This is a genomic window from Diaphorobacter sp. C33, assembly GCF_030503915.1.
Classification (GTDB): domain Bacteria; phylum Pseudomonadota; class Gammaproteobacteria; order Burkholderiales; family Burkholderiaceae_C; genus Diaphorobacter; species Diaphorobacter nitroreducens.
Map to the genome: position 1 here is coordinate 3554250 of NZ_CP129980.1, position 12921 is coordinate 3567170.

Here is a 12921-nt window from a genome sequence, read left to right on the forward strand (position 1 = left end):
GATTTGGCTTGAGGCGGTCAAGCCACGCGCCGCAGCCGCGTGCGGCCTTGGACGCTCGCACCGCGCGTGCGGCCGAACAGGTCCTTGGGGTCGTCTGTGGGCACCAGCTCCACATCCACGCCCAGGCCGCGCGCCTGGGCCTGCTGGTACAGGTAGCGCAGTGCGGAGTAGTCCTCCAGCGCAAAGCCCACGGAATCAAACACCGTGACTTCGTCGGCCCGCGTGCGCCCCGGCGCGTCGCCGCGCAGTACCCGCCAAAGCTCGGTAACGGGATGGTCCGCGGGCAATTGCTGGATCTCGCCCTCCACGCGGCTTTGCGGCTCGTATTCCACGACCACGCGCGCCCCGCGGAGCACATCGGGGTGCAGTTCGGTTTTGCCGGGGCAGTCGCCACCCACGGCATTCAGGTGCATGCCGGGCTCCACCATCGCGGGAGTGAGGATGGTGGCGCGGCTCTTGTTGGCGGTGACCGTGGTCACGATGTCCACGCCGCGCACGGCCTCGGCCGTGCTGGCGGCGCGCTCCACGGTGAGGCCATCGACGTGCGCCAGGTTGCGCACCAGCTTGTCGGTGGCGGCGGGGTCGGTGTCGTACACCCGCAGTTCGCGGATGCCCAGCAACGCGTGGAAGGCCAGGGCCTGGAACTCCGCCTGCGCGCCGTTGCCGATCAGCGCCATGCGGCGGCTGCCGGGTCGTGCAAGCGCCTGCGCCGTCAGCGCCGACGTGGCAGCGGTGCGCAGCGCCGTGGTCAGCGTCAGCTCCGACAGCAGCAGCGGATAGCCTGTACGGACCTCCGCCAGCACGCCGAAGGCCATCACTGTGGGCAGTCCGCTGGCAGGGTTGCCGGGATGGCCGTTCACATACTTGAAGCTGTAGAGCGCATCGTCAGCCACGGGCATCAGCTCAATCACGCCGCGCGGGCTGTGGCTGGCCGTGCGGGCGGACTTGTCAAAAGACTCCCAACGCAGGAAGTCGGCGCGAAGCTCGGCCGCCAGCTCGGTCATGCAGCGTGCGGCACCCCGTTCATGCACGAAGGCAGCAAGGGTCGGCAAGTCAATGAGGCGTGTCATGGTGTCGGTCCAAGTGTTTCCCCATTGTGGACAGGCCTTGCGCCGGGGACCAGCCTGCAAACTGCTCAATAAGCGCGGAAAACTGGCGTTTCGCCAGCAACCCGTGGCAGTATGCGCAACATGGACGACGTCGACCGCGAGATCATTGCCCTGCTGCGTGCGGATGCCCGCATGCCGGTGGCGGCGCTCGCCGCACGTCTGCGCGTGGCCCGGGGCACCGTTCAGAACCGCCTGCGCCGGCTGGAGGAAGAGGGCGTCATCGTCGGCTACACCGTGCGGCTGCGCCCCGAGTCGGAGCCCCACCGGATCCGCGCCTGGATGAGCATTGCAGTGGAAGGGAACGCGGCGCCTGACGTGATTCGCGCCCTGCGTGGAGAGCCGCTGGTCGGCGCGCTGCACAGTACCAACGGCCGCTGGGACATCGTGGCCGAGCTGCATGCGCAGAGCCTGGAGGAATTCGACCTGGCGCTCACGCGCATTCGGCTCACGCCGGGCATCGCGCGCACCGAAACCAGCATCCTGCTGTCCACGTACAAGCTGTGATCGTCCCGCCCGAGCGGGCAGTGCTTCACTGCATCGACGAGACGTACGCCACCAGCGACTCAATGTCGGCGTCCGTGAGGAGCTTGGTGTTGGGCGTCATGATCGAATTGGCGCGCGTATTTGGGCCGTCGCGGTAACGCTTGAGAGTGCTGCGCAGGTAGTCGGTCTGCTGGCCGGCAATGCGTGCGATCTGGTCGTTGCCCCGGCCCATGTCGCCATGGCAGCGAAAACAGTTCTTGCCGAAGATCTCCTGCCCCTTGGCCAGCAGCGCTGCGTCCGCCACGGGTTTGGGAGTGACGGGCTGCGCGGCGTAGAAGAGCACCATGCCGATCTTCTCGTCGCTGTTCATCGCGCGGATCATGCCTTCCATGAACTCGTAGCGGCGGCGCCCGTCTGCGAACTGCCGCACCTGCTCGAGCAGATAGGCCGGATTCTGGCCCGCGAGGTTGGGTACCGAGGGTTTGGTGCTGTTGCCTCCGTCGCCATGGCAGTTGGCGCACACCGCCGAGACCTTGCGGCCGACCTTGTAGAGCTCGTCGGCCAGCTTGGGGTCCGCCATGGCTTGCTGCAAGCGTGTGTCGATATCCACCTTGCTGCGGCCGGCCTGGGCCATCGCCGCGGGTTGCCACGCCAGCCCGGCGAACAACGCCAGCGCCAGCATTGCGGGAATGCGCCTTGCCATGGTGTAACCCTTTTTGTGAAAAGGGTCATTTTAGAAGGCGAGTTGTGAAGTTCCGGTGGCGTTTTGTTAGTGCAACGCGCACCTGGACGGTCGATGTCAGCGATCGTTGATGGCGAGCAAGGATTGCGCAAGTTCTGCAAACCCTGCCCCGCGCTCGCCCTGCGTCACATAGCGCGGCAGATGCTGCAGTTGGGGCACGAAACGCGCAATATTGGCCACACCCACGCTGTGTGGGAAGTGCGCAAACATGAGTTGGTCATTGGTGGAGTCTCCGATGTAGACCCAGTGCTCCAGCTCGGCGTCCAGATCGCGCCCGAACAGCTCGCGCACGATCCAGCGCGCACCCTCCAGCTTGTTGTGCGCGCCGAACCAGCCGTTGATGTGGATGCTGCTCACGGTGGCGTTCATGCCCGCGGCATGCATCAATGCAACCGCCTGATCGATGGCCGCCTGGGGCAGGTGCGTGAATTCACTGTGGTCGATGGCGATGTCCGTCTCGCGCCCCGGCGAGTCGGTGGCGCGCCGGGCGCCGGGCACGGCGGCTTCAATCTCGGCCAACACCTGTTGCATGCGCGCGAAGTTGGCGCTGCGAGCGGGAGCGTCCTGCTGGTAGAGCCTATCGAGCCCCCCTTTGGCATTGCGTCGCAGCGCGACGGCGCCGTTCTCTGCCACGATGGCATCCACAGGCCAGGCCAACGCGAAGGGTTCGCTCCAGCCCACGGGGCGGCCGGTAATGGGAACAACCGACAACCCTGCCTGCTTCAAGGCAAGCATGGCATCGAGCGCATCCTGTGTGATGGCACCGTCGGTGGTCAGGGTGTCGTCGATATCGGTCAATACTCCTACAAGAGGGAAGGGGCTAGACCATTGGCCCAATGGCGCCATCGATACCCTGTCGGTGTGCTGCGGTTGGGTCGCTCTGTCCGGATTTTCTGCGGGGCTGCTTGGAATGGTTTGCATGAAAACTATTGACTGCAAGGCTGTGTGTGTCCGGCTCAGGCTAGGTGTTTGGCTGGGATATCCCTGTTGCGCGTAGCCATGGCTGGCAGCAAGACCATTGGAAGAACAAAAAAAGGCAGAAGATATCTGTACTCGCCGGCGATGGAGAACATGAAAACTCCTCCTAATTGCACAACCATGGGAATGGTGATGAGCAAGATGCTTTTGTCTTTATGCCTCACTCCCCAGCACGTAGCCCATAGCAGAAGGGCCAAACCCAGCCAGGGGGTCCAAAGGGCCCATCTCCATGCGTAGCTTTTGGCATGTACCTTTTGCGCCCAAGATTCTGCGCGGTCCCAATGGAATCTTCGGTAGGAGGATTCGGAGGGCACGCGTGGCAATACGTTCGAGGCGTAAGACAAAGCAGGGAAACCGCCCTGGGCCAATGCCGCAGAGAGAAACACATTGACGCGGCTGGCGGCGAAATCCGGGAGGTTTTGCCACAGGTTGTATGTCCAGAATTCGTGGACGATGGTGTGTTTGTCTTCAGGAGATAGGTGGCCTATTTGAGGGCCATCAGGATGAAATACCAACATATCCCAGTAGGCCGGGTCTCTGTATTGTTGGATTCTTTCGGGAGAGGACTGGCGGCTCAGTGCGTCGATGGTGGCGGGCGAGACTTTTGGGTCTTGCAGCACCCATGGATCGTTCATGTGTGGATACTGCTTCCACAGTTCATTCATGGCCCGCTTCTGTAGAAAACCCGCCGTTTCAAATGCTGCCAAGGGGAACTGCGTTTCCTGGGTGGTCGAGCGGTGAAATTGAGTGCTTATAAAACCTACGACGCACCACATGCCCGTGATCAGTAGCCACCACGTGCGGCTACGCGCCTCTATCCAAAACGCCGCGAGTGCAGCGGGTAAGAGAAATATCAGTCCGTTCGGGCGGACGAACGCAGCAAACGGCAAAGCCAACGCCAGCATGATTAAGGAAGCAGCTGACGCTTGGCGACGTTTCGTGCATAGCCAGATTTCGAACAGCAGTGTTACCGACGCGATAGCAAAAAGGCCGTCGGGGTACAACGTTCCCATGAAGTAAATCATGTGCGGCGCGAGCGCGATGGCAGCTAAAGCAAAAAGCAGAGTTTTGCGTAGTGATTGCTCCCAATACCACGCTAGCATGCGCGTCAGCATGAGTGCGCAAATCAGCATGGCTGCCGCGATGGGTGCCTCAACCCGTGCTGTGGTGCCGTAGAGCAGCTTGACAAAGCCATACCACACGACGGTCTTCCCGGAACGGAAGGCGTCAGGGTTGTGTGCCTCTAGCAGGATGGCTACGCTGTCCTCACCAAGCACACCCGGCCAGAACGTCGCCAGCCAGAGACCGTAGGTACTTGCCAGCAGCAAAAACAAGGCAAGAAAGCGGACTACAGCTCTGGTTAAGGGTGAGTAGGGCATGGAGTCTGTGTGGCGCTGTGATGGCTGTGCGCTGGCTTCACGAGGCTTGCATGGTGGAATTCACAACGCAGCTTTCATGATGGGCTTTTCTACCCAGCGATACCACAGAAGGCTGAGCAGAACGATCATCACGGGCAACGCCAGCATGAAACACAACAACGCTGTATGTGAGGTCAGCCCGAGGTACCCCCGAATTTTTCCGCTGGCATCGAGCAAGAACGTGTGCAGCAGATACAAGCTGTAGGAGGCATTGCCGACGACCACCAGCCAGGCGGGCGGCTTATGCCGCGTTCTTTCCAACGTCAGCCCCACCACCAAAGCGGAGATGCCCATGACGCCAAAGCTTGCGGCGCGCATGATCTCGACACGGTCGAAGTAGGGCGATGTCATGCCGATGCCTACACCGGCCGCCATCAGCAGTATGGACACCGGCACGGTGACGCCCACTGACTGGAACATCGCGCCCTTGCGCTCGTACACATGGGCCATCAGCGCCCCAGCTAGGAATTCCAGCCCTAATCCAGTGAGCCAGTAGCGCAATGGTTGCTGCCCACTGAATACGCCCGGCTTATCGGCAATCAGCCAGCCAACCCCCCAAGCCCCGATCAGTACCATTAGGCCAACAATGGCTTTGATTTGATGGCGTTGGGGCAGTAGCGCTATGAGGGCGATCCACATGTAGAAATAGATCTCCATCGTCAGTGACCAGGCGGGAGGTAGCCAGTTGTCCCAAATGTTGGGGTATAGCAGCAAGGTGCTGAACACCATCTTGCGTAGCGGGGGCAGGCTGCCCTGATAAACGAACACTGTGGTCAACGCGATCAGCAGCAGTACGGGCCAGTAGCCCAAATAGATGCGCAGCAGACGCTTCTTGACAAACGGCCAGATACCACGCACGGGGATCGAGCGCTGGGCCGAACGGTAAACAACGAAACCACTCAGCGCAAAGAAGATGTCCACGCCGGAAAAGCCCCAGCGTGTCAGCGCGCCGGTATATGACAGCAGCGGCACTAGGTCCCAGTGTGGGTGCATATGGAAGAACAGCACCATCAGCGCGGCGATGCCGCGCAGCGCTTGGATCCAGTGCAGGTCGGTTTTGACGGGAGTGTCAGTGCTCATCGGTCAGTTCGGGGCTGAGCGCTTCACGGGGCACGTTGCTCACGTCGTAGTGCAAGAAGGCAATAAGGAACTGAATGCCGATAATCAGTGGTAGTGCTGCGGCCATCACCGTGCCGCTAGATGCGGGCTGGCCACTGGACATGCTGTGGATCCAGTGCACTCCGCCAAAGACGACGCTCACCATGCACAGCAATACTCCCAGGATGCTGTACAAACTGCCGACATTGAAGTCGCGCAGCAGGTAAAGATAGAAATAGCGTCTGAAGATGCGTGAGACATGCTTGCCCAGGAATTCGGGTAGCACCTTGGATATCTTGAGGTTGGATTCCTCGTCCGCATACACCGCATCCATGGGCACGTCGTGCACCACTGCGCGGATGGTGTTCAGGCGGTACAGCATGTCGGTCTCGAAGAAATAGCGCCGCTCCAGCTTGTGCAGCGGCAGCTTGCGTAGCACCGATGTATGGATGGCGGTATAGCCGTTGGTCGGGTCCATTGAAGACCAGTAACCGCAACTGAACTTGGTCAGCAGCGACAGCACTGCGTTGCCAAAGAGGCGCACGGGAGGCATGCCGCTCAGAGATTCGGGGCGGTAGAAGCGGTTGCCCTTGGTGTAGTCGGCTTGTCCACGCACGATGGGACGCACGAACAGCGGCAACAGCTTTGGGTCCATCTGCCCGTCGCCGTCGATCTTGACCACAATGTCCATGCCATCGGCGATGGCTGCTTCGTATGCTGTCACGATGGCACCGCCTACGCCTCGGTTTTCCGGGTTGTAGAGCACGCGCACGCGCGGGTCGCGGTTGTGCTCCTCGATGTAGTGGCCGCTGCCATCGGGACAAGCGTCGTCCACGGCATAGATGGCCTCCACTTCGGGACCGATGGCAGAAACCACACCCAGGACGTGCTGGGTGACTTTATAGCAAGGGATCGCAACAGCGATACGCATGGGATGTTCTTCAGTTAGTCGAGGCCAATGCGACGCCTGCCATGATCAGCCCGCCCCCTGCAAGCGTGCGCCAACGCAGAGGTTCGCCTAGGAACAACCAGGCTAGCGTGGGAACGATCAGGAAGGCTAGGCCCATAAAGGGATAGGCCAGATGGAGTGGGGCATGGCGAAGAATCCAGACCCAGCCCAGCGTGGTCAGCCCATAGAGTGCCAAGGATGCGATCAGCCAGCCATTGAACACCACAGCCTGCAAGGTCATGGGCTCGGTCAGTGCCGCGGCTGCTTTCTTGAACAAAATTTGCCCAAGGCTGATGCACAGAACACACAGCAGGGTCAGGGCGATGGTGAGATTAGGCATGAGCGTTTGCGGGGTGGTAGAGCACGGGAAGCAAAACGAGGGGCGCAGTGAAAAATGCCAGCAAGTAGCGATACTCACCGGCTATCGAGAATGTGAACACGGCGGCCAGCTGCACGACATAGGTGCCAATAATGATGACCTTCACTGGTGTTCGCTCCACCAGAACGCGGTGGCAGCCAATGAAAATTATGGCAAGACCAACCCACGGCGCCCACAGAAGTGCGCGGTAACGCATTGAAAACTCAAACCAATCACGCAGGTACGGTGTGGTGGCCCATTCAACCGCATTCAGTGTGGAAACGGATTGGGTTTTGGGCAGTACATATTGGGCCGTAGTAGGACCGGGAATTCCGCCATTGGCCAGCATCGAGTACAGAAAAATGTTGACGCGACTTGCAGCGAATGCGGGCAGGTTGTGCCACAGGTTGTATTTGAAGAATTCGCGGAGGATGGTGCGCTTTGCTTTTGGCGGGAGAGCCAGCAGCGTGGGGCCGTTGGCAAAAAAAATCAGCGGATCCCAGTAATAGTGATCGTGGAACTGGGCAATGTGTTCCAGGGTCCTGCCAGTAGATGTGAGTGCTTCGACAGTTTTGGGCGTTACGCGGGGTTCATTGCGCTCCCACAAGCCCATAGGACGATGCTCCAGGAAGCCAACCGTTTCGTACAGTGCCAGGGGAAATATCGAGCCGATGGGGTTGTTGTACTTGTAGGTGATTTGCCCATAGAGACCAATGAGGCACCAGGGCAGGACAGTCATCAACAGTCGGATGCGCGGGGAGCGGGGTAGCACCCAGGCCAGGGCCAGAAGCGGCAGGAGATTCAGAACGCCATTGGGGCGAGCGAACAAGGCAAAGGGCACCGTCAGGGCAAGCATCAGCACGGCGGTCTTGTCCACCGCGCGAAGGCGCCAGCTACGCCACACCTCGAAAAGCATGCCGCTTAATGCGATGGCGTAGATGCCGTCTGAATAGAGGCTGCTGCTGTAGTAGATGACGCTTGGTGCCAGGGCTACAAAGAACAGGCAATAGGCAAAACTCTTCCACATGCGCTGCTCGCTAAGCCAGTGGAGTATGCGTGCGCAGACAATGGCCGATATCAGCATCTGAAATCCGATCGGGACTTCAACGCGTCCTGAAGTGCCATATAGCCAGTTCACGTACATGTACCAGAACGCCGGCTTGTTGGCCTGAAACTCCCGGCGGGTGTCCACCTCCAACATGATGGCCAGACTGTCCTGGCCCAGGATGCCCGGCCAGCATGCGACCAACCAAGCCGCGTAAACGACCAGCAAAAACAAAAACAGAGCGCTGAAGCGCAGAAGGGGGTTGATCTTGTGTTCGGAGCTGGCTGTCATGGTGTTGGAGGCTTGTATTTCAGCGCCTTTTTTTCGAGCATGTGCCAGCTGAGATAGGCGAGCGCGACGGTCAGCGCCAGTGCCAGGGCCATCGTGCCCGTAAAACCCAGGCTGGGCCAGGCAAAATGGAACACGGTCTGCTGGATGGGAAAGGCATACAGGTAAATGCCGTACGACGGATCTCCCCAGCGTCCTGCACGATGAATGAAGGGGGTGGACTGGGTGCCGACGTAGATGACTGCGAAAGGCAGGCCTATCAACAGCGCCGTGTGCCGCCAATCAAAGGCCCATGCGATCGCGCAGGCCAGTCCGGTGATCGTCGCCCAAAGCAAAGGGCGGCGACTCCAGTGCGATCGCAGCGCGAACAGGGCCGCCCCGGCCAGGAAAAAGGCGCTCAGTTCACGACCATAGTTCACGGCGCCGGTCACATCGGCATTGCTGCGGGCAAAGAACCAGACCATGTACAAAGCGATACAAAGCAGCAGCACCGGGCGGAAACGAAGCAGACCCAGCAAACCGGCCGCACCGAGCACGATGTAGCACCGTACTTCGATAGGAATGGTCCACAGCGATCCATTGACACCCTGGGGGTAGGGGTTGGTTTCGAACACGCCAGGCAGCACGTAGTGAATTTGCAGCCACAGGCCTTGCAGATATTGCGCGGTGCCTGGATGGGTTAGGTAGTCCTGTATGGGAAGCTTGGTGACCCAGGCTCCCAGTACATAGGCTGTTAGGACAATAGCGGCTGTCAGTGCGGGCCAGATCCGCACAAAGCGCCGCAGTGCGAACCGCCACACGCTGGGGTCTCGTTCCCAGCTCATAGTGACCAGGTAGCCGCTGATCACAAAGAAAATCGCGACGGCTAGTCCGCCATAGCTGTGGATGCCAAAGAACGAAGGTTCCATATGGCCGGTCAGCGCGAAGTGGTGGCTCACCAGCACCATGGTGGCTGCACCGATACGAATGGCGTCGAAGTTGTTCCCCGGATGGGTCTGCGCAGGTGTTGTTGTGGTGGTCATGGGCAATGGTCAAGCGCTGGCCTGCAACGCCAACCCCGCATGCTCTCGCAGCGGATGGAAATGAATCTTCGGGAACCGCTCCTGCGCCAGCCGTACGTCATATGGGCTCGTGCACAGATAGGCCAGCGTGTCCGCCGCATCGCGCGCCATGCGCATCGGATAGGCGTTCTCGAACTCGCGCAGTTCGGCTGGCGTGTCGGCAGTAATCCAGCGGGCCCCGGTGTACTGGCAGGCCTCCAAGCGGACGTCGCAGTCGTATTCGGTATTCAAGCGATGCTGCACCACTTCGAACTGCAGTTGTCCCACGGCCCCCAGCAGCATGTTGCCGCCGGCTTCGGGCTTAAAGACCTGGATGGCGCCTTCCTCGCCCAGTTGCATCAGGCCCTGCTGCAGTTGCTTGGTGCGCAGCGGGTTCTTCAGCACCACGGTCATGAACATTTCGGGGGCAAAGAAGGGCAGGCCGGTGAACTGCAGGTTGGCGCCGTCGGTGATGGTGTCGCCCAGCTGCACGCCGCCGTGCGTGGTGAAGCCGATGATGTCGCCGGCGTAGGCCTCTTCCACCGCCTCGCGGCGCTGGCTCATGAAGGTGACCACGCTGGTGGGGCGCAGCTCCTTGGCGGTGCGCTGCACCTTGAGCTTCATGCCGGGCGTGTACTTGCCGCTGGCCACGCGCACGAAGGCGATGCGGTCGCGGTGGTTGGCGTCCATGTTGGCCTGCACCTTGAACACCACGCCCGAAAAGCCTTCGTCTTCGGGCAGGATGGTTTTCTCGACGGTCTGCTTGTTGACGACGAGCGAGCTCTTGCGCGGGCCGGGCGGGGGCGACATGTCCACCACCGCGTCCAGCACTTCCATCACACCGAAGTTGTTCACGCCCGAGCCGAAGAACACCGGTGTGAGCTTGCCAGCCAGGAAGGCTTCATGGTCCCAGGGCGCCGAGGCGCCTTGCGCCAGCTCCATGCTTTCCAGTGCGTCGTCAAAGGCCTGACCGAAGCGCGCGCGCAGCTTGTCGGCATCGGCCAGCGGAATGACCTCGAAGTCCTGCGGGCGCTTTTCGCTGCCGGGCTGGAAGACCGTCATGCTTTGCGTGCGCAGGTTGATGATGCCGCCGAAGCTCTTGCCCTGGCCCACGGGCCAGGTGATGGGGCAGCAGGGCATGCCCAGCTCGCGCTCGACCTCGTCGAGGATGTCGAGCGGGTCGCGCACCTCGCGGTCCATCTTGTTGACGAAGGTGATGATGGGCGTGTCGCGCTGGCGGCAGACCTCGATCAGGCGGCGCGTCTGCGCCTCCACGCCGTTGGCCGCGTCGATCACCATCAGCGCCGAATCGACGGCCGTGAGCACGCGGTAGGTGTCTTCCGAGAAGTCCTTGTGGCCCGGTGTGTCCAGCAGGTTGATCACATGGTTGCGGTAGCTCATCTGCATCACGCTCGATGCCACCGAAATACCGCGCTGCTTCTCGATCTCCATCCAGTCGGAGGTGGCGTGGCGGCTGGCCTTGCGGCCCTTCACGGCGCCGGCGATCTGGATGGCGCCGGAGAACAGCAACAGCTTTTCCGTCAGCGTGGTCTTGCCGGCGTCGGGGTGGGAGATGATGGCAAAAGTCCGGCGGCGCCGGGTTTCTGGGGCGTACGACACAGTGATTCTGGGTGAGGGCCGTGCGGTGCGCGACGGCCGGTGCGAGAAGAGGCGGGCGCACCCTGCGGGAGCGCCCTGGCATTGGGCGGGGATTCTACGGCGCGGCGCGTGGCGCGGGGGCACCGGTATAATCTTGCACTTTCCGAGGAGCGTTGCAGCGTCCCCAGCACGGCGGGGCGCGAGGCTCGGAAGTCATACCCAGCAACGACGCTCACCCACGCCTTGCGGTGCGGTGAGTCCCATCCCCCAGGCGCGGTTTTTTCAGATCTCCATGAAGGAAACCACCATGAGCGCTGTTCTCAAGTCCCCAGCCGACTCCGCGATTGCCGATATCTCCCTGGCCGACTGGGGCCGCAAGGAAATCCGCATCGCCGAAACTGAAATGCCCGGCCTGATGGCCATCCGCGAGGAATTCGCGGCCAAGCAGCCCCTGAAGGGCGCGCGCATCACAGGCTCGCTGCACATGACCATCCAGACGGCCGTGCTGATCGAGACCCTCAAGGCCCTGGGCGCCGACGTGCGCTGGGCCTCGTGCAACATCTTCTCCACCCAGGACCACGCCGCCGCCGCGATTGCCGCCACCGGCACGCCGGTGTTCGCCATCAAGGGCGAGACCCTGGTGGACTACTGGGACTACACCCACCGCATCTTCGACTTCGGTCCCAAGGGCAGCGAGGGCGAAGGCCCGAACATGATCCTGGACGACGGCGGCGACGCCACGCTGCTGATGCACCTGGGCAAGCGCGCTGAAAAGGACGCTTCCGTGCTGGCCCACCCCGGCAGCGAGGAAGAGCGCATCCTGTTCGCCGCCATCAAGGCCAAGCTGGCCGAGGACAGCACCTGGTACAGCCGCAAGAGCGCCCAGATCATCGGCGTGACCGAAGAGACCACCACCGGCGTGCACAGCCTGAAGGAAATGTCGGCCAAGGGCACGCTACTGTTCCGTGCGATCAACGTGAACGATTCGGTGACCAAGAGCAAGTTCGACAACCTGTACGGCTGCCGCGAGTCGCTGGTGGACGGCATCAAGCGTGCCACCGACGTGATGATCGCCGGCAAGGTGGCCGTGGTGGCGGGCTATGGCGACGTGGGCAAGGGCTCGGCCCAGGCGCTGCGCGCCCTCAGCGCCCAGGTGTGGGTGACCGAGATCGACCCCATCAACGCCCTGCAGGCTGCCATGGAAGGCTTCAAGGTCGTGACCATGGAGTGGGCCGCCGACAAGGCCGACATCTTCGTGACCACCACCGGCAACCGCGACGTCATCACCTTCGAGCACATGAAGGCCATGAAGGACCAGGCCATCGTGTGCAACATCGGCCACTTTGACAACGAGATCCAGGTCGCCAAGCTGGAAGAGCACTGCCAGTGGGAAGAGATCAAGCCCCAGGTGGACCATGTGATCTTCCCGGACGGCAAGCGCATCATCCTGCTGGCCAAGGGCCGCCTGGTGAACCTGGGCTGCGGCACGGGCCACCCCAGCTTTGTGATGTCCAACTCGTTCGCCAACCAGACCATCGCGCAGATCGAGTTGTTCACCCACCCCGAGGGCTACGACGTGGGCAAGGTCTACGTGCTGCCCAAGCACCTCGACGAGAAGGTGGCGCGCCTGCACCTGAAGAAGGTGGGCGCCATGCTGACCGAGCTGAGCGACGAGCAGGCCGCCTACATCGGCGTGCCGAAGCAGGGCCCCTACAAGCCCGACACCTACCGCTATTGATTGTCAAAAAGCATAGCTGCTTGCGCTTGCCAGTAGTCGTTTTCAGCATGAAATACTGCTGAAAATGGCTCGCTGC

At 61.4% G+C, this 12921-nt stretch carries 12 protein-coding genes and 1 riboswitch; of the genes, 2 read left to right on the plus strand and 10 right to left on the minus strand.

The genetic code is table 11. From position 1 onward, the window contains the following. Nucleotides 1-17: 17 nt before the first annotated feature. Nucleotides 18-1070 (minus strand): ornithine cyclodeaminase, encoded by a 1053-nt coding sequence (locus tag QY917_RS16775; protein WP_123674957.1) that lies wholly within the window; start codon nt 1068-1070, stop codon nt 18-20. A 111-nt stretch (nt 1071-1181) separates the two neighbouring features. Here QY917_RS16775 and QY917_RS16780 point away from each other — a divergent pair, with 111 nt between their 5' ends. Beyond that, nucleotides 1182-1613 carry an Lrp/AsnC family transcriptional regulator gene (locus QY917_RS16780; protein WP_088887658.1) on the plus strand — a complete coding sequence of 144 codons (432 nt, stop codon included), beginning with the start codon at nt 1182-1184 and terminating at the stop codon, nt 1611-1613. 25 nt (nt 1614-1638) lie between these two features. Here the strand turns inward: QY917_RS16780 and QY917_RS16785 are convergent, their stop codons facing one another. The 9 genes from QY917_RS16785 to QY917_RS16825 all read right to left on the minus strand — a co-directional run bounded on the left by QY917_RS16785 (nt 1639) and on the right by QY917_RS16825 (nt 11128). Continuing rightward, entirely contained in the window at nt 1639-2295 is a 657-nt protein-coding gene (locus QY917_RS16785) for a c-type cytochrome (RefSeq protein ID WP_011804069.1), read from the minus strand. 96 nt (nt 2296-2391) lie between these two features. After that, complete coding sequence (locus QY917_RS16790) at nt 2392-3180, minus strand: HAD-IIB family hydrolase (protein WP_123674958.1); 789 nt, start codon at nt 3178-3180, stop codon at nt 2392-2394. 110 nt (nt 3181-3290) lie between these two features. After that, nucleotides 3291-4691 carry a hypothetical protein gene (locus QY917_RS16795; protein ID WP_148060993.1) on the minus strand — a complete coding sequence of 467 codons (1401 nt, stop codon included), beginning with the start codon at nt 4689-4691 and terminating at the stop codon, nt 3291-3293. A 60-nt stretch (nt 4692-4751) separates the two neighbouring features. Beyond that, nucleotides 4752-5810 (minus strand): acyltransferase, encoded by a 1059-nt coding sequence (locus QY917_RS16800; RefSeq protein ID WP_123674960.1) that lies wholly within the window; start codon nt 5808-5810, stop codon nt 4752-4754. Beyond that, entirely contained in the window at nt 5800-6759 is a 960-nt protein-coding gene (locus tag QY917_RS16805) for a glycosyltransferase family 2 protein (protein ID WP_123674961.1), read from the minus strand. The genes QY917_RS16800 and QY917_RS16805 overlap by 11 nt, the downstream gene beginning before the upstream one ends. 10 nt (nt 6760-6769) lie before the next feature. Next, complete coding sequence (locus QY917_RS16810; RefSeq protein WP_123674962.1) at nt 6770-7117, minus strand: EamA family transporter; 348 nt, start codon at nt 7115-7117, stop codon at nt 6770-6772. After that, nucleotides 7110-8471 carry a hypothetical protein gene (locus tag QY917_RS16815; protein WP_123674963.1) on the minus strand — a complete coding sequence of 454 codons (1362 nt, stop codon included), beginning with the start codon at nt 8469-8471 and terminating at the stop codon, nt 7110-7112. Before QY917_RS16815 ends, QY917_RS16810 begins: the two co-directional genes overlap by 8 nt. Continuing rightward, complete coding sequence (locus QY917_RS16820) at nt 8468-9490, minus strand: acyltransferase (protein WP_123674964.1); 1023 nt, start codon at nt 9488-9490, stop codon at nt 8468-8470. The genes QY917_RS16815 and QY917_RS16820 overlap by 4 nt, the downstream gene beginning before the upstream one ends. Nucleotides 9491-9499: 9 nt before the next feature. Further along, entirely contained in the window at nt 9500-11128 is a 1629-nt protein-coding gene (locus QY917_RS16825) for a peptide chain release factor 3 (protein WP_123674965.1), read from the minus strand. A gap of 138 nt (nt 11129-11266) precedes the next feature. Beyond that, nucleotides 11267-11348: riboswitch (S-adenosyl-L-homocysteine riboswitch) on the plus strand. Between the two features lie 66 nt (nt 11349-11414). Here QY917_RS16825 and ahcY point away from each other — a divergent pair. Further along, nucleotides 11415-12845, plus strand: coding sequence for an adenosylhomocysteinase (ahcY, locus tag QY917_RS16830; RefSeq protein WP_302078039.1), 1431 nt, complete (start codon nt 11415-11417; stop codon nt 12843-12845). Nucleotides 12846-12921 lie beyond the last annotated feature (76 nt).